Here is a 16,911-nt window from a genome sequence, read left to right as displayed (position 1 = left end):
TGTTTATTTGGTTGGCAATAATAAAATCAGCAGGCAAGTATGAAAAAATTAAGAGATGACAGTCAGTGTATTCACGGACCCAATCATTTTAACGACCCACATGGGGCGTTAACCGCTCCTTTGTATCAAACCTCAACATTCCACTTTAAAGACGCGGCGCAAGGAGCGGCACGGTTCGCCGGTGAAGAGCCCGGCTATATCTATACTCGCTTAGGCAACCCTACGACGCGAGAGCTTGAAGAAAAAGTAGCTCGACTTGAGGGAATGGAAGATGCTGCGGCGACCGCCACTGGTATGGGTGCCGTTTCTGCTTCGGTGCTGAGCTTTTTACAGCAAGGCGACCATATGATTGCATCAAGCGCATTGTATGGCTGTAGCTTCGCACTATTTGCGCATATGTTGCCTAAATTCGGTATTGAGGTGTCATTTGTTGACTTAACCGATGAGCAAGCGTTACGTGATGCGGTACAGGAAAATACAAAACTATTGTTTGCCGAAACGCCGATCAATCCCAACATGACGGTATTAGATCTGAAAATGTTAGGGGAGATCGCTAAACAGCACGAGCTCTTGTTTGTCGTTGACAATACCTTTATGACACCGCTTTTACAAAAGCCTGTGAATTATGGTGCTGATCTTATTGTGCATAGTGCAACCAAGTACCTAAATGGTCATGGGGATGTGGTCGCAGGGCTCGTGTGCGGTTCAAAAGAACACATAGAACTTATCAAATTAACCGTGTTAAAAGACATTGGCGCTACAATTAGTCCTCATGATGCTTGGTTAATCAATCGAGGATTGAAAACTTTAGCTTTGCGTGTACAACGCCACTGTCAAAGCGCACAAACTGTAGCAGAGTTCCTAGAAGCGCACCCTAAAGTGAATAAAGTCTACTACCCTGGTTTACCTTCGCATCCTGGTTACCAATTTCTTGGCGAACAAATGAAAGGAGCAGGTGGGGTTATTGCTTTTGAAATCAACGGCTCACTAGAGCAGGGTGAACAATTCATCAATGCGACAGAGCTGTGTACGTTAGCAGTAAGCCTAGGTGACCCAGAAACGCTAATTCAACATCCGGCATCAATGACCCACTCTCCTTATACACAAGAGGAAAGGTTAGCTGCGGGAATATCTGATGGATTAATTCGGATTTCAGTGGGGCTTGAAGACGTAGAAGACATTATTGACGATCTTAAGCAGGCGTTTGATAAAATATAGCTGTAATTTAATTTTTACAAAGGGGCTAGGTGTAGCCCCTTTTTATTATGTGTGTAATTTTAGTTTTACACATGTGTATTTTATAGTTTACGAAAATACTTGTTGTGCGAAATGTGATAAACGTGCTCACTATTAAACTTTCCTTCACTTTTACTTAGTATCAAAGTCACAAGTTGAAGCGCTCCGAACCATCAACAGGACGGCAATTGAAATTGCAAGATCATAAACTCGGGGTGAAGTAAGTGAGAATGTAAAATGGCTAAAGCAAGTAAATATGTATCCAAGCAGCCAGATGAAAATGGCGTTATTGCTTGGACAGATGAAGAGAATCAAATTTGGTCAGAGTTAGTTGCACGTCAGCTAACGTGTATCGAAGGCAAAGCCTGTGATGAATATTTGGCAGGCCTTGAGAAAATTAACTTACCAAAAGACCGCATTCCACAACTAAGTGAGTTAAACGAAGTACTAGCGAAAGAAACGGGTTGGCAGGTGGCGCCAGTGCCGGCACTGATTGATTTCGATGAGTTCTTTCGATTGCTTGCCAACAAACAGTTTCCTGTAGCGACCTTTATTCGCTCAAGAGAAGAGTTTGATTACCTGCAAGAACCAGATATCTTCCATGAGATTTTTGGCCATTGTGCAATGCTAACGAATCCAGCATTCGCCGAGTTTACACACAAGTATGGTCAACTAGGCTATGCGGCTGAGAAGAAAGACCGCGTATACCTTGCACGCTTGTACTGGTTTACCGTCGAATTCGGTTTGATGCAAACCGAGCAAGGTCTGCGTATCTACGGTGGCGGTGTGCTGTCAAGCCCTGGTGAGACTCAATATGTTTACTCTGACAAACCAGAAATTAATCCGCTTAAAGTGTTAGATGTGTTACGTACGCCTTATCGCATCGACATTATGCAACCTGTTTACTATACAATTAACTCAATCAACGACTTATTTGAGATCTCTAAAATGGATATCATGTCGCAGGTTGAACAAGCAAAAGAGCTAGGGTTATTTGAACCTAAGTTTCCGCCAAAAGAAAAACTAGCAAGTTAAGGAATTATCAATGTCTGATTTAAGTGCACAAAAATGTGAAGCGTGTCGAGCGGATGCGCCTAAAGTATCAGATGAAGAACTAGCGGTTCTAATCAAACAGATCCCTGATTGGGTACCTGAAGTGCGTGATGGTATTATGCAGCTTGAGCGTGTTTACAAGTTTAAAAACTTTAAACAAGCAATTGCGTTCACAAACAAGGTGGGCGATATGGCTGAAGAAGAAGGCCATCACCCAGGTTTACTTACTGAATGGGGTAAAGTGACGGTAACGTGGTGGAGCCATTCTATTAAAGGTCTTCATAAAAACGATTTTATCTGTGCCGCTAAAACTGACGAAGTATTCGCAGCACTATAATTTGGTAGGTCGACATTAGTTTGGTAGGTCGACATTTATGTCGACGAACCCATGGTAGATTTCGACCTACAAAATAAAAACGGCGCTAAACAAGCGCCGTTTTTATTCATCATTTAGGATAAAAGCCAAGAAAACGTTCGTCTTTTCATTTTCCAACCAAATACAACTAGCGTTAGCAGAAATAGATTAATCTATTTGTTATCCCGCCCTCAGGTTACGTAAACGTAGGGCTAATTATGCCATTAGTCCACAAGATTGCGGTTGCAGCAAGAATGATGACTAACAGCACTAGGCCACAAGTCACAACCGAACTGGCATAAATAAACCCTCGCTCTTCAGGAATATGCATAAGAATAGGTACGCCCGTATAAAGCAGGTAAACGGAGTACGCGAGTGCAACCATCCCAACTGATACGACAAACCAAAGCTCAGGATAAAATGCCGCAAATGCCGACATAAACATTGGCGTTGCCGTGTAAGCCGATAACTCTAGAGTCTGTGTATAGGTCGGCGTTGAGCCAAAAGTGATGGCCATCCAGTGGGCGAGATATGCCAGAATAAAGACGCCTGCAATCAATGCGCAGTACATTGCAACACCAATTAATAGTGCCGACTCATGAGTTAAATAGACAGCATCCCCAGTACCAACACTCCAGCCTAAGTAAACCGAAGAATAGTACCCCATAATGCTTGGGATCAGCGCAACAAGTGCAATATGTGACAAACTGTAAAACATGCTTTCGTGGCGGTTATCAATTGTTTGCCACTCTTCGTGCGGGTGAGCATATAAGCCCCATAGATGATTAAAGATCATAGTTAGCCCCTCAGATATAGGTTTGTACTATTTTTGTACAATTCAATTAAGTTATGAGAGATGAGTTAATTTTTGTCAAGAAAATGTAGTTGAATAGCAATATTACTATTTTCAGAATGATCTAAAACTTCTTGGGGAATAGCCTTGTGGTGCACCTTGCAGCGAGAAGTTATGATAAAATGGCGCAAACACATTAGTCTTTTGTTGTTATGTTAGAAAAGTACACAGATTTATTTACGCCTATTAACCAGTTTTTGGGTTGTGAAACCCCGCAAGCTTGGATTGAAAAAGCAAAGCAAAGCGAGCACTTACCATTGTTGCTTATCGATCATATGCATTGTGAGTTAAAAGCGGCGCAAAGCGCGGCCTTCTTAATTCGCAAATATGCAATAGATGATGCGTCAGCAAAAACACTGTTAAGCTGGTTACAACCCTACGAAGATTTTATTTATCGTAGTGTTGGCGATGGCGAGTTTTCAGGCAGTAAAAATGAATTAATCGGTGAACTGACTGCACGACCTGAATATGCCTACAATCAAGACATTTTGAGTAAGATGGTGAGGCTTATCAAAGAAGAGCTACATCACTTTGAACAGGTACTAGAAATCATAAGGGCACGTGATATTCCCGTCGAGTACGTACAAGCATCTCGCTATGCGTCTAGAATGATTAAGCAAATTCGCACTTATGAACCCGCTGCACTGGTTGATAAACTGATCATTGGTGCCTACATTGAGGCTCGTTCATGTGAACGTTTCGCCAAACTTGCGCCACACTTAGATCAAGAAATTGCTAAGTTTTATGTGTCGCTATTGCGCTCAGAAGCCAGACATTACCAAGACTATATTGATTTAGCGCATCAAGTTGCCAACGCAACCGATCCTAAGCGCTGTGACGTAGCTGGGCGCATTCAACTATTTCAGCAAGTGGAAAACGAGCTTATCAGCTCGCCGGACCCCGACTTCAAGTTTCACTCAGGTGCGCCTATTTAAGCACTAAATTTATTCAAAAGGGTGGCAAAGGAGCTGCTGTTTACCACTTTCGTCAGCGACGATATATGAGCTTTGTGAATACCAATCGCCAAGCACAGTGCGTACTTTACCATCGTGGTAGGTGTGCACTTTTGGTCTGTGGGTGTGACCGTGGATCATATTGTCTACGCCATGTTTTGCGAACATGTCTGCCACTGCTTCTTCGGTGACATCTAAAATCTCGAGGGGCTTGCCTTTTTGGTTTTCAATGCTCTTACGTCTTGCATTTGCAGCGACTCTGCGACGATACCAAAGTGGCATAGCAAGCATCAGTCTTGGCCACCACCAACCGCGGCTTTTCTTACGAAACTTTTGATAGGCTTCGTCTTGTGTACACATCTCGTCGCCGTGCAAAATCACCGTCGGTGTGCCGTATAGATCTATCACCGCTTGTTCAGGTAGCAAAGTCATTTGGCATTCGTCAGCAAAGGCCTGTTTGATTAAAAAATCACGGTTACCGTGAATAAAAAAGACTTGAATGCCAAGGTGACTCAAGCTTCGCAGTTTTTGTGCAATACTCAGGGCGTAGGGGTCTTTTTCATCGTCTCCAATCCACACTTCAAAAAAATCACCCAGAATATATAAAGCGTCGACATCGGCGGTCATATGATGGTCGAGAAAAGCGAAAAATGCGTCGGTGATATCAGTGCGGTGCTCGGTTAAATGCAAGTCGGCGATAAAATAGGTTTTACCCATGGGACCTCAAAACTAATAAGGCCAGCATAAATACTGGCCTTGAATAAAAAGTAGGATATTACTCAGCAACGTATGCTTTTTCGATGATCACATCTTCAAGCGGTACGTCTTGGTGGAAACCAGAAGAACCAGTAGCAACACCTTTAATCTTATTTACTACGTCCATGCCTTCAACAACTTCACCGAATACACAGTAACCCCAACCTTGCGATGTTTCGCTAGAGAAGTTAAGGAAGTCATTGTCGTTAACATTGATAAAAAATTGTGCAGTTGCAGAGTGTGGATCTGGCGTACGTGCCATTGCTAGGGTACCCACTTTGTTTGCAACACCGTTGTTAGCTTCGTTTTTGATCGGTGCTTCAACTGCTTTTTGTTCCATACCCGATGCGAATCCGCCACCTTGAACCATAAAACCGTCGATTACACGGTGGAAAATAGTACCGTTATAAAACTCGCTGTTTACGTAGTTTAGGAAGTTAGCTACCGTTTCAGGCGCTTTGTCAGCGAAAAGATTAATACGGATTTCGCCGTGATTTGTTTCTAAAACAACCATGTTAGTGTCCATCGTGTTGAATGATAAAACCCTATTTTATATCAACTGGGCTTTTGTGAAAAAGCATTCCTTAAAAATCAGCGTAAAAAATCAAAAATCTGCTGCAATTCGTTATTAAAATCTAGAGGCGCTGCTATGCAGGTGGTATGATTAAAAGCACTTTTGTTAAAAAATGAACCGTACTTAGGAAGAAAACTACATGTTGCAGATTTTCAACACACTCACTCGCCAAAAAGCCCCTTTTAAACCGCTCAAAGAAGGCAAGGTTGATATGTACGTGTGTGGTATCACTATCTATGATTTCTGTCATGTAGGACACGCACGCACTTACGTTTCATTTGACGTAATGAACCGTTATTTACGTTATTTAGGTTATGACGTCACATATGTGCGTAATATTACTGACGTGGATGACAAAATCATTAAACGCGCCGCGGAAAACAAAGAGTCGATTAATGATCTAACCGTTCGCATGACTAAAGCCATGCATGAAGACTTTACTGCGTTGAATATGCTACCTGCGGATATTGAGCCGACGGTAACAGGGCATATGGACGAAATCATCGAGATGATCGCGCGCTTGATTGAAAAAGGCCATGCTTACGTTGCGAAGGACGGGGATGTATTGTTTGATGTTTCAACGTTTGAGCAATATGGTCAGTTATCTCAGCAAGATTTAGAAATGCTACAAGCGGGTGCGCGCGTTGAAGTAGCGCAAGACAAAGATGATCCGCTCGACTTTGTATTGTGGAAAAAAGCCAAAGCGGGTGAGCCTGCGTGGCAATCTCCGTGGGGCGAAGGTCGTCCGGGTTGGCACATTGAATGTAGCGCAATGAGTTCAAAGCATTTGGGTGAATTTTTTGATATTCACGGTGGGGGTTCAGATCTGCAATTCCCGCATCATGAAAACGAGATTGCTCAATCTTGCTGCGCAAATAACGGCCGTTATGTGAATACTTGGATCCACACCGGTATGGTACAAGTTAACAAAGAGAAAATGTCTAAGTCTCTTGGTAATTTCTTTACCGTACGTGAAGTGCTTAAAGCCTTTGATAGAGAAACAGTACGCTATTTCTTGATCAATGGTCATTATCGTAGCCAGCTAAACTACTCACAAGAAAACCTTGAACAAGCACGTTCGTCGCTTGAGCGTATTTACACTGCGCTACGTGGCGTTGAGCTGGTGGAAGTCGAGCTTAAAGGTAATGCTTACGTTGAACGTTTTGAGACAGCAATGAACGACGACTTCAACACGCCAGAAGCACTGCCAGTGATTTTTGAATTATCAAAAGAAGTGAATCGCTTAAAAGATAGTGACGCAAAAGCTGCTGGTGAGCACGCATTTATTCTTGTGAAACTTGCGGAAGTCTTAGGTATTGCACAGCAAGGCCCTGAATCTTTCTTACAGGGCGAACAAGACGACGACGAAGTAGCGCAAATCGAAGCATTGATTGAAAAGCGTCGCACCGCTCGCGAAAATAAAGATTGGGCCGCAGCGGATGAAGCGCGTGATGCGCTAACTGCCTTAGGCGTTGTGTTAGAAGATAGCGCGGGAAAAACAACTTGGCGTAAAGCTTAACCTTCTTGGTACCAACAAGATACGCAAATAAAAATGCCTTCACATCAATCGGTGTGAAGGCATTTTTATTTATAACGTCACTATTATTTTTATGGCGTTAATGTCGCCTTAAACTCAGGCGATTTGCGTGCTTTAGTCAACTGTTCGAAAGCATAGGCAAGCTTGATTAATTTCGCTTCGCTATAAGCCTCAGCGAAGAAAGAAATACCCAGCGGTAGCTCGTGATGGAAACCCATCGGTACGGTAATGCTTGGATATCCTGCAATCGCGGCAGGAGATGACGACGAGGCTGAGAAATTATCACCGTTAATGATATCGATACTCCAAGCCGGGGTATTCGTTGGTGCGATAAATGCGTCAAGGCGATGTTCTTGTATTATTTTATCAATGCCTTGTTGGCGGGCAAATTTTTTAACTAAAGCTTGGGCTTCTTGATATCGGTGTTCAGTGATATCGCCTTTCTTTGCAGCTTCCTCTATCAAATATTGGTCAAAGTACTCAGTGGTGGAGGGGTGCTGCTGGTTAAATTGGATAAGCTGGTTTAGGTTTTTTACTTTTACCTGCTCTGGTGTCGTGGCAAGGTAAGCATTGAGATCATGCTTGAAGTCATAGAGCAAAATATCCAATTCGGCAGAGCCTAAAGCTTCCAGCTCAGGTAAGTCTAACCCTTCAATTATTTCTGCGCCATTTGCTTTCATGGTTGCAACGGCTTTTGCAAATACCGCTTGAACTGCAGGTGGAAACTGACCAAGATGACTGGTGATAGCAATTCGTTTGCCTTTGAAACTGGCGGTATTTAAGCCTTGGGTAAAATCAATCGGCTGTTTTGCATCGGTAACGATAGCATTGAGCAATAAGGCGGCGCCCATCACCGATTTTGCCATAGGGCCAGCGCTATCTTGGCTATGACTAATAGGAACAATGCCTTCACCAGAAACTAAACCGACAGTCGGCTTAATACCTACAACACCATTATGTGCTGAAGGACAAACAATAGAGCCGTCAGTTTCTGTGCCTATGGCGAGCAGTGCAAGACCTGCGGAGACGGCAACGGCAGAGCCTGAACTTGAGCCACATGGTGTTCTATCTAACACATACGGGTTTTTGGTTTGACCACCGAGCGTGCTGTAGCCGCTCGAGCTGAAACTTGATTTAAAGTTTGCCCATTCACTTAAATTGGCTTTGCCAAGGATGATAGCGCCGGCTTGTTCTAACTGGATGATAAGCGGCGCAGCTTGGGTTTTGACGTTGTGTTGCAGGGCGAGCGCGCCTGCGGTTGTTGCCATTGGCGCTCTAGTGTCGATATTATCTTTAACAATAACTGGCAGGCCATGAAGTGGCCCTCGATATTTTCCCGCGCGTAGTTCGGCATCAAGCTTTTTAGCGTCTTGTAATGCGTTGGGATTGAGCGTGATCACGGCATTGAGCATAGGACCACTGTCATCAAGTTGTGCAATCCTTTTTAAATAAAACTCAGTGAGTTGCGTTGCCGATAAAGTTCGATTTTGTATTTTGGTTTGTGCTTCGAGCGTGGTAAGGTCCGCAAGCGATTGACTGTAAGCTGGCAACGCAAGCGCGAGACAAGTGGTTAAAGCGAGTAGGGATTTTTTCATGACGTATTTTACCAATCCGCAGTAGTATTATTGTTATTTATTTGTCCTTTATTTAGTCACGAGCCTTGTAAAAGGTCAAGCGAGTAGCCTGAACAAAGCATGATTTAGGCGCCTTTAAAACTTGTATTTTTGCTGCTAGCCACACACACTTAACTTTACGAGATAACAAAAAATATAACCATGATAAAAGCACCAATAGATATAGACGTAGATATTCCGTGGCTTGATCAAAAGCTATTCTCATTAGGTAAATTTTCATTAGAGGTGGGAGAGGCACTCTCATTTATCGCTGTAATCGTTGCAACTTTGGTGATCTCCAAGATCCTGCGACTAGCATTTAATCGTCTTGCTTCGAGACAAGGGGTGATCCAGCATACCTCAGCCTATGTGATAGGCAGGATCATTCACTACATCGTATTATTTATTGGTCTTATTATTGCGCTGACGGCCTTAGGAATAGAGATCACTGAGTTGGCGCTTGTTGCCAGTGCACTCGGCGTTGGGATTGGCTTGGGCCTACAAGGTCTCGTGAATAACTTTGTCTCTGGTCTGGTGTTACTGCTAGAGAAAACCGTCAAAGTTGGGGACTTTGTTGAGCTGACCAATGGGGTGGTGGGGGAGGTGATAGCAATTCACATGCGCTCAACTTGGATCCGTACAAATGACAACGTCGACCTGCTTATTCCAAACTCGGAAATGGTGTCAAATACAATTACCAATTGGACAATGTCGGACAAATATCGTCGTTTCCGTATTCCTTTTTCAGTGGCCTACGGCAGCGATAAAGAGAAGGTGAAGCGTGCCGCATTGGAAGCGGCCAAAAATGTCCAATATACCTTGAATACGCCGGGGCGAGAAGCAACGGTATGGATGACAGGGTTTGGTGATAGTAGCTTGAATTTCACGCTAGGAGTTTGGGTGCAACCTGAGCAGGTAAAGCGGCCAACAGCACTGGTTTCTGATTACCTCTGGGCTATCGATGATGCCTTTCGCAAATATCAAATTGAGATCCCGTTTCCACAGCGCGATCTTCATTTGCGCAGTGGCTTTTCTATGGAAAAGTCTGATGAAAACTGAGTGTAGAATAACGGCTAGGGTGCTAGCCGTTAGTGAGTTTACTCACTGAATGATTTTAACCACTCGTTGCGGGAATGGAATTTCGATTTCCGCATTTTTAATTGCGGCAAACACCGCTTGATTCACTTCTAATTTAGTTTCGATAAGTGAAGTTGTAGGCACCCAGTAGCGGTAGCTCAATATCACTGCACTGTCGGCAAATTCCTCAATCCCCACTTGAGGCTTAGGGTCTTGACTGACCTTAGCATTATCAGCGAGTACCTGATTGATAAGTGTTAATGCGCCTTGATAATCAGCATCATAAGCTATCCCTATTTCACCTTTAACCAGAGAGTTTGCAAACGAGTTATGGAGAATTTCTCCCACCACATGTTTATTCGGGATAGTGATCTCTACTTTGTCTTCGTTGATGAGCGTGGTATGTCCAAGCTCAATCATTTTAACTTGGCCGTTAACGCCTTTGATGCTGATGGTATCGCCAATCACAAATGGGCGGGTAGCAATGATAGCAAGCCCTGCGCCATAGTTTGCCAGCATACCTTGCAGTGCAAGACCTGCACCCAAAGACGCGGCACCGATGGCGGCGACGAACGGTGTGATACTGATGCCAACCTTGCCAAGAGAAATAATCACAAACATGGCAATGATAAGCACCTTGATCACATTGCCAATAAAGTTGGTTAAAGCAGGATCGATATTGTGTTTTAGCATCAAGTTTTCAGTCGCTTTAGACAGCTTTCTTGATAACCACAAACCGAGAAGGAAGATGAATATCGCAGCGAGCAATTGGAAACTGTACGTCACCAGATACTCTCGAATAATGTTGTAATAGTGTTCGATTTGCTCGATTTCTTGATTGATCACAGTCGTATCCCGAGTTATTAAATTAGAGTAGCCAACCAATGATAAAACAAAGGCACCCAAAGTGCAGTTATCATGGCGGTAATTGTCATTGCCGCTGAAGCAAAAGCGCCAGCCATGGGATGATGCTCTATCGCTGCGGCTGTGCCTATCGCATGGCATGCAACACCAAGCGCGGTGCCTTTCGCTTGCATATGGTCAACTTTACACCAGTGCAAAATATGTAGTCCAAACACGCCACCAAATACACCAATTAGTATCACCATAATCGCTGCAATAGCGGGGATCCCCCCGAGATAATCACTAATGAGTAGGGTGATTGGTGTTGTAACCGACAGGGCCGCCATTGAAGCTGAGAGCTGCGGATCGGCAGCAAAAAACTGGCAAATAAGAAAAGCGCTTAACGTAGACAGTGAGACACCCAACCAACTGGTTAAACACAATGCAAAAAATACCGGTTTAATTTGGTGAAATTGTTTATACAAAGGGTAGGCGAGTGCAACGACCGCTGGCTCTAACAAGTAATGAATTGGTAGCGTTGCTTGTTGATATACCTTGTAGTCGAACTTCGTGAGTAGTAGAAATGCCGAAATAGCCAAAATGCAGATCAGCACAGGGTTCAATATCGGTAAGGAGATGCGCTGATATAGTTTACGTGCACTAAAAAATAACAGGACAGTGAGCGCTGATACCATAAACAAATTAATCACGAAACTTGATACTCTTAACGATAGGGCTTAACAACACAAGACTTATTGTTGGTACACCAACTAGCAATAACAGTAGCATAAGCCAGTGGGATTGAAATAAACTGAGATGCTCTACCAAGCCCACTCCCGCTGGAATGAAAAACAGCGCCATATATTTTAAGATTGGCTCTGCTGCAGGTGCTAACCACTCTACTTTAATGATATTTGTGGCAAGGAGTATGACGAGAAACACCATGCCAAGTAGGGCGGCTGGGATCTGTAAAGCACTAAGCTGAATTATCCATTTAGCGCCGAAGAGGCACGCCAAAATGATGGCAAAGCCTAGTGCAAATCGTAATATCAACTTCGCTCTGTGTACCATTAAATATAAATCCTCTGCCCCGAAATAGCTCTAACATGTATGTCGCTTAATTGTACACATTCGTTTTGCGATGACCATTATACTTTGGGCAAACAGGCATTCAATCTAGCGTTACCACTTCATGCGAGGCAAAAATGGCTTTTTATTGTCATCTGTTATAGAAGCGTTCTTCATCGCAATTTTGGTATTTTTAGCTGCGAGCAATTTGATTTGTGACCATGTTTCTAACCATAACAGTTTACGGGCGGGCTGGTTGTAGGCACGATTATACACTTTCTTAATTGCAGCAATGGCATCTGGCGAGCGTGCGGTAAATTGAGTGAGTAATTCTGAGAGTCTAGCGTCAACATCATCACAGAGCTCAGTAATGAGACCGTCCTTTAGTGCTTGCTGGGCGTCTATTCTCTGTGCATGGACTGTCATCAGCAATGCCTTATCTTTGTTAATTGTGGCAGGAAAAAGTAAGCTGCCGCCCATGTCAGGGCAGAGTCCCCATTTGGCTTCCATAATGGCAAGCTGCGCACTGTTATCGGCTAAACGAATGTCCGCGCCTAATGCAATATGACAGCCACCACCTAAACAATTGCCTGTGATCTTGGCGATGACAGGAACAGGTAAAGCTTGCCAGCCGAGTACGACTCTTTGTGCTAAGTTAGCATTACCAGGTAACCATTTTTTAAGTAGCTTGATGATCCCAGAAGGTTTATTCAGCACGCTTTTTACATCTAGACCTGCACAAAAATGTGCGCCTTCACCTTGGATAACGACAGCTCTAATTGATTTGCTTTTTCTAATTTTCTTTATTGCATTATCTAAACCAACAAACATTTCAACAGACAGCGCGTTTTGTTTTTCTGGTCGAGATAAGGTCACAAATGCGATGTTGTTCGCTTCGGAAAATGAAATCATGATGAGATGCTCCCTGCGGGTTTTATGCGATAGTTTTAGAGTAATAACTCAAAAGCGGTGTAACATTCAACTTTTACAGATAATTTGTTCGTCATTTAGCGTTATTTTCTGTTTGATTATCGCGACTATGTATTTATGTTTTACCTCATTTTGCTATCATTGCGCCAACTTTAAAACAACAGGCTAGCGTCCATGACAGCGAGACTTTGTAGCATAGAAGAAGCCACTCACCAAGCATATGATATCTTCCTTGAGTTGGCCCCTGATAATCTTGAAGAACACGATATCAATATGTTCAACGAACATCGCGAAGATCGTGGTTTCATTGAAGAAAGTGAGCCGGACGAGAGTTGGTCGAGCATAACTGCTTATGAACAAGAAGCGGAGCCAGAGCACTTCGTTCAGGTTTTGGTTGGTATCGAGTTTGATGACTCGGATCAGGTGTACGCAAAAATCCTAATTAGCAGAGATTTAGATGCGCCGTTTTGTCATATTATTTGGAAGCAATAACCGGAAAGTAGTTATCAGTGCCGTTTTTTAGAACTTTCACTTTATTTGCAGTTGGCTTAGTTTCGTTACCAAGCTTAGCTACGGATCCATTCGAAGATTTTCACGAATATGGCAAAATGCCCGATGACGAAATTCATCAAAAACACAAGGGCGAGATGCTATACGGTGACGTTGAGTTTGGCTTTATCGTTAACAAAGGTAATACGCAAAACACGTCATTTAAGTTAAAGAGTAATCTCTACCAAGATTTCCCCAAGTGGCGTAACCAATTTAAATTTAATGGCCTTTATCGCCGCGAGCAAAATACAGAAACGGACGTCGAAGATGTCTCAGCGTCGCGCTACTTTGGTTCAGCGCAAGGTAACTACAAACTAGGGGACGATAACGCTTCGTTCTTTATGTACGGCGACTATGAGCGTGACAGGTTTAATGGCAAGGAATACACCACGACATTTGCGCTTGGTTATGGCAATCGTGTGTACGAGGGACGAAAGAACACTGTAGATATCGACATCGGTCCCGGTATGTCCATCTCTCGTGTGGATAACGAAATCGAGCTTGAGCCGGAAGAAGATAGAACGGAGCAAGGCCAGCTTTTGCGTATGGCATTGCAGTGGGAAAGAAACGTTTCAAAGCGCACCCGCTTTAATCAAGACGTCAGTTTTGAGCAATCGCTGTCAGGTTTAAACTCCCGATTGTTTGCTGAGTCTGCGCTAGTCACACAAGTGATTGGTGGTATTGCGCTGAAGTTTGCTTTTATTTACCGTTATAATTCGCAGCCAGAAAATGAAAAAGAAAAGGTAGACACAGAACTTGGTGCTACATTAGTTTACAGCTTTGATTAAGAAGATTATCGATGTATAAAAATACACAGTTTGCATGGGTTATATGGCTGTTTCTAGCCTTTATCGCCAGTTTTACCATATTGGCAATTTTCCTAACTGGTAGCAATCTCGCCTTTGTCAGCTTTTTGGTGATCCTCGCGCTTGTTGCGTTTATTTTTTACGGCTTAACCATTCAAGTGAACCAAGAGCAACAAACGTTAAGCTGGTGGTTTGGACCGTCGGTCGCCAAAATGACCTTAAAGTTTGACGATATTGACTATGTTCAGCCCGTGACTAACTCTCTACGTCATGGCATTGGCATGCGGATCAGTACAGACGGTTGGGTATACACAGTTGCTGGATTCAAGGCGCTCGAAGTGGTGATGAAGGACGGCACTAAATATCGCTTAGGAACTAATGACCAAGCCAACTTGGTTAAGGCAATGGAAAGTAAACTTAAACAAGAAAAAAGCGCCGAATGATCAGCGCTTTCTATTAGTAACTCGACTAATCTTAGTGGTCGTGACCACAACCGCCTTCGCCATGAACATGGCCGTGGGCAACTTCTTCAGCTGTAGCTTCACGTACTTCAAGCACTTCAACGTCAAAGTTCAGCGTGATCCCAGAAAGCGGGTGGTTCGCGTCAACAATGACTTCTTCGTCTTCGATACCAATGATCACAACGATTTGGTCGCCCTCGTCGGTGGTAGCTCTAAATTGCATACCCACTTCGATTTCCATGTCTTCAAACATTGATTTAGGAACCGCCTGAGTCAGTTCGTCAAAGCGTTCACCATAGCCTTCTTGTGGCTCTATGGTCACACTGAAAGTGTCACCAGCTTGTTTGCCTTGTAGGGCATCATCAAGACCTGGGATCAGATAGCCTGAGCCAAGCATCGCTATCACAGGCTCATCATCAAATGTGCTATCAATCGTGTTGTTGTCTTTGTCTTGAACTGAGTAGTGGATTGTCACTACCGAGTTAGGGCCAATAATCATATAAGATCCCGTTAGTTGTCTTCTAAAGAATAAGGTAGAGGTTGAATAGTAAGACTCACCTCTGGTGAATTTTTTGCTCTTAGCACTGCGTCTTGTGGTGTGTCATTTGGCATCACAGCCAGCGCATAATAACGGCCGCTGTTAGCATCAAAGGTTTGTTGAATAACCTTGCCACCACGACGCCAGTTGTCTTCAATCTGCAGTTCAATGTCTGCCTCTTCGATGCGCTCTGCAGCATTGCCTGTCACTATGTACATGGCACGCTTGTTTTTACCAAGATAGCGCATACGAGCTACGGTTTCTTGACCAGTATAGCAACCTTTCTTAAAGCTGATCCCGTTAAGGGCCTGAAGGTTAACCATTTGTGGTACAAATTCGTCCACATGATCTGCATCAAGACTTGGCTCACCTGCTAAAATGCTGGCCGCAATAAACGGTGCTGGATTGCTTTGTTGTTCCACTTCCGCTGGTAAACTTGCGCCTTCGAACGCGAGAAAGACAAAGCGCTCGTCTGCGAGTTTTAACAGCTTGCCGTTGGCAACATCAACAGCGCTTGCGTCAGACGAAAGCTCAACGCCAAAGGCAGTAGCAAGCGCTTTACTGTCCTGAGTCATTAAGCCAAAGACTTCGCAGTCAGCAAAATCAATGTCAACTTTGGCAAAAACGCCGTACTTTTTTAGCTCACGAAGTGATGCTTCAGCTTCGGCTACACCTGCAAGCATCAAGTAGTCGTCTTGATAGCGAGTTAAGCGCGCCACAGACCAAAGTTTGCCTTTAGGACTACAATGCCCAGACCACATAAAATTATCTTCTTTGATAAGGTTAATGTCTTGAGTAACCTGACCGTGCAAATAGCTAAGTTTATCTTGTCCTGAAATGCGAATAACCTTGAACGGAAGCGCATAAGCACGAGCAATTGACATAATGTTGATCCCTATTAAAGTGTTTTCGTAATGTTACCGTAAAATCATAAGTGGAGATAGGGACGGACGATTTCAATGTGCCATTTCTATAAGTTTTATGGCATATGTTCTGCACAGTGGGTATAATTTTCTCAATAGTTTATGAGGGGTTAATCAGTTTATGGTTGAGTTACTGCCTAAAGCTCGAGTTAAATGGGCTTGCCGTCGTGGCATGTTAGAGCTGGACGTTATTTTAGAGCCGTTTGTTGAGCAGGCTTATGACGCGCTATCCGACGAAGGTAAGTACGTGTTTCAGCGTCTAGTTACCTGTGAGGATCCAGATTTATTCGCTTGGTTTATGGGTCATGAAGAATGTCCAGATCCAGAGCTAAAACGCATGGTTAAGTTAATCCTTGATCGGATCCGCGTATAGAGTCGACTTTCAACACAATCTTCAGAACCACACCTTCTTTGTGGTTCTTTTTTCTTGCCTCGCTTTTATCCTTTTTCTGCTGTTTCCTGCGCTGTGGTGGTTAGTCGCAATCGTATTCGCCGTGATGGGTTATTGCAGTTGGCAAACTGTTTTATCTCGTACGCCAAAGGCGGGTACTGTACTCATGCTCCCGAAGGAAAACTTTGTTGAAATACAGTCGCAAACGATAAATTGCAAAGGGCAGCTTATTGGTGCGACCATATGGTTTGATAGTCAAATAGCGCTAAAAATCATGGATGCGAACCAAGCTAAGCAGCAGATATTTTTAACTCGACGGGCAATACCAGAAGCGGACTGGCGTTTACTTTGTCGCACTGCGCTGCAAGCCAATTAGAAACAGCGAAGAGAGCATG

21 protein-coding genes are annotated in these 16,911 nt (G+C 43.6%); 11 read left to right on the top strand and 10 right to left on the bottom strand.

From position 1 onward, the window contains the following. Nucleotides 1-39 precede the first annotated feature (39 nt). The 3 genes from JJQ94_RS17615 (at nt 40) to JJQ94_RS17605 (ending at nt 2,626) form a co-directional block, all read left to right on the top strand. A complete protein-coding gene (locus JJQ94_RS17615) occupies nt 40-1,218 on the top strand; it encodes a trans-sulfuration enzyme family protein (RefSeq protein ID WP_099029312.1) in 1,179 nt (392 codons plus the stop codon). A gap of 255 nt (nt 1,219-1,473) precedes the next feature. After that, the gene (gene phhA, locus JJQ94_RS17610) at nt 1,474-2,271 is read left to right on the top strand and encodes a phenylalanine 4-monooxygenase (RefSeq protein ID WP_099029311.1); all 798 of its coding nucleotides are present in this window, start codon (nt 1,474-1,476) and stop codon (nt 2,269-2,271) included. A 10-nt stretch (nt 2,272-2,281) separates the two neighbouring features. Next, entirely contained in the window at nt 2,282-2,626 is a 345-nt protein-coding gene (locus tag JJQ94_RS17605; RefSeq protein WP_099029310.1) for a 4a-hydroxytetrahydrobiopterin dehydratase, read from the top strand. 214 nt (nt 2,627-2,840) lie between these two features. Here the strand turns inward: JJQ94_RS17605 and JJQ94_RS17600 are convergent, their stop codons facing one another. Next, nucleotides 2,841-3,440, bottom strand: a complete 600-nt coding sequence (locus tag JJQ94_RS17600) for a Yip1 family protein (RefSeq protein WP_099029309.1) — start codon at nt 3,438-3,440, stop codon at nt 2,841-2,843. Between the two features lie 209 nt (nt 3,441-3,649). On the opposite strand from JJQ94_RS17600, the gene miaE reads away from it, so the two are divergent. Beyond that, nucleotides 3,650-4,432: a tRNA isopentenyl-2-thiomethyl-A-37 hydroxylase MiaE gene (gene miaE, locus JJQ94_RS17595; RefSeq protein ID WP_099029308.1), complete on the top strand. Its 783-nt coding sequence runs from the start codon at nt 3,650-3,652 to the stop codon at nt 4,430-4,432. Between the two features lie 9 nt (nt 4,433-4,441). Here miaE and JJQ94_RS17590 read toward each other — a convergent pair whose 3' ends face one another. Continuing rightward, complete coding sequence (locus tag JJQ94_RS17590) at nt 4,442-5,167, bottom strand: UDP-2,3-diacylglucosamine diphosphatase (RefSeq protein ID WP_099029307.1); 726 nt, start codon at nt 5,165-5,167, stop codon at nt 4,442-4,444. 58 nt (nt 5,168-5,225) lie between these two features. Then, complete coding sequence (locus JJQ94_RS17585; protein ID WP_095727440.1) at nt 5,226-5,720, bottom strand: peptidylprolyl isomerase; 495 nt, start codon at nt 5,718-5,720, stop codon at nt 5,226-5,228. Nucleotides 5,721-5,919: 199 nt separating this feature from the next. On the opposite strand from JJQ94_RS17585, the gene cysS reads away from it, so the two are divergent. Beyond that, nucleotides 5,920-7,299, top strand: coding sequence for a cysteine--tRNA ligase (cysS, locus tag JJQ94_RS17580; RefSeq protein ID WP_099029306.1), 1,380 nt, complete (start codon nt 5,920-5,922; stop codon nt 7,297-7,299). Nucleotides 7,300-7,388: 89 nt separating this feature from the next. Here cysS and JJQ94_RS17575 read toward each other — a convergent pair whose 3' ends face one another. Next, nucleotides 7,389-8,912, bottom strand: a complete 1,524-nt coding sequence (locus tag JJQ94_RS17575; RefSeq protein WP_099029305.1) for an amidase — start codon at nt 8,910-8,912, stop codon at nt 7,389-7,391. A 180-nt stretch (nt 8,913-9,092) separates the two neighbouring features. Here JJQ94_RS17575 and JJQ94_RS17570 point away from each other — a divergent pair, with 180 nt between their 5' ends. Further along, complete coding sequence (locus tag JJQ94_RS17570) at nt 9,093-9,989, top strand: mechanosensitive ion channel family protein (protein WP_099029304.1); 897 nt, start codon at nt 9,093-9,095, stop codon at nt 9,987-9,989. 42 nt (nt 9,990-10,031) lie between these two features. On the opposite strand, the gene JJQ94_RS17565 is transcribed toward JJQ94_RS17570, so the two are convergent. The 4 genes from JJQ94_RS17565 to JJQ94_RS17550 all read right to left on the bottom strand — a co-directional run bounded on the left by JJQ94_RS17565 (nt 10,032) and on the right by JJQ94_RS17550 (nt 12,830). Next, nucleotides 10,032-10,853 (bottom strand): mechanosensitive ion channel family protein, encoded by an 822-nt coding sequence (locus JJQ94_RS17565; RefSeq protein ID WP_099029303.1) that lies wholly within the window; start codon nt 10,851-10,853, stop codon nt 10,032-10,034. A gap of 17 nt (nt 10,854-10,870) precedes the next feature. Beyond that, nucleotides 10,871-11,560, bottom strand: a complete 690-nt coding sequence (locus tag JJQ94_RS17560; protein ID WP_099029302.1) for an LrgB family protein — start codon at nt 11,558-11,560, stop codon at nt 10,871-10,873. Further along, a complete protein-coding gene (locus JJQ94_RS17555; protein WP_099029301.1) occupies nt 11,553-11,921 on the bottom strand; it encodes a CidA/LrgA family protein in 369 nt (122 codons plus the stop codon). The genes JJQ94_RS17560 and JJQ94_RS17555 overlap by 8 nt, the downstream gene beginning before the upstream one ends. 111 nt (nt 11,922-12,032) lie before the next feature. Continuing rightward, entirely contained in the window at nt 12,033-12,830 is a 798-nt protein-coding gene (locus JJQ94_RS17550; protein ID WP_099029300.1) for a crotonase/enoyl-CoA hydratase family protein, read from the bottom strand. A gap of 192 nt (nt 12,831-13,022) precedes the next feature. Here JJQ94_RS17550 and JJQ94_RS17545 point away from each other — a divergent pair, with 192 nt between their 5' ends. Genes JJQ94_RS17545 through JJQ94_RS17535 form a run of 3 tightly spaced genes read left to right on the top strand, consistent with a single transcriptional unit; the run spans nt 13,023 to nt 14,646 of the window. Beyond that, entirely contained in the window at nt 13,023-13,340 is a 318-nt protein-coding gene (locus JJQ94_RS17545; protein WP_010371248.1) for a DUF440 family protein, read from the top strand. A 17-nt stretch (nt 13,341-13,357) separates the two neighbouring features. Next, nucleotides 13,358-14,185, top strand: coding sequence for a DUF481 domain-containing protein (locus JJQ94_RS17540; protein WP_099029299.1), 828 nt, complete (start codon nt 13,358-13,360; stop codon nt 14,183-14,185). Nucleotides 14,186-14,196: 11 nt separating this feature from the next. After that, nucleotides 14,197-14,646 (top strand): hypothetical protein, encoded by a 450-nt coding sequence (locus JJQ94_RS17535; protein ID WP_099029298.1) that lies wholly within the window; start codon nt 14,197-14,199, stop codon nt 14,644-14,646. A 31-nt stretch (nt 14,647-14,677) separates the two neighbouring features. Here the strand turns inward: JJQ94_RS17535 and JJQ94_RS17530 are convergent, their stop codons facing one another. Together JJQ94_RS17530 and ygfZ are read right to left on the bottom strand one after the other, a co-directional pair. After that, complete coding sequence (locus JJQ94_RS17530) at nt 14,678-15,163, bottom strand: FKBP-type peptidyl-prolyl cis-trans isomerase (RefSeq protein WP_010371256.1); 486 nt, start codon at nt 15,161-15,163, stop codon at nt 14,678-14,680. A gap of 11 nt (nt 15,164-15,174) precedes the next feature. Beyond that, nucleotides 15,175-16,086: a tRNA-modifying protein YgfZ gene (gene ygfZ / locus JJQ94_RS17525; protein ID WP_099029297.1), complete on the bottom strand. Its 912-nt coding sequence runs from the start codon at nt 16,084-16,086 to the stop codon at nt 15,175-15,177. 160 nt (nt 16,087-16,246) lie between these two features. On the opposite strand from ygfZ, the gene JJQ94_RS17520 reads away from it, so the two are divergent. Both JJQ94_RS17520 and JJQ94_RS24380 read left to right on the top strand, forming a co-directional pair. Next, nucleotides 16,247-16,498, top strand: a complete 252-nt coding sequence (locus JJQ94_RS17520) for an FAD assembly factor SdhE (RefSeq protein WP_010371260.1) — start codon at nt 16,247-16,249, stop codon at nt 16,496-16,498. Between the two features lie 40 nt (nt 16,499-16,538). Next, a complete protein-coding gene (locus tag JJQ94_RS24380; protein WP_330873158.1) occupies nt 16,539-16,892 on the top strand; it encodes a protein YgfX in 354 nt (117 codons plus the stop codon). Nucleotides 16,893-16,911 lie beyond the last annotated feature (19 nt).

This window comes from Pseudoalteromonas sp. GCY (assembly GCF_016695175.1).
Lineage (GTDB): Bacteria > Pseudomonadota > Gammaproteobacteria > Enterobacterales > Alteromonadaceae > Pseudoalteromonas.
This window is presented reverse-complemented; position numbering and strand designations above follow the sequence as displayed.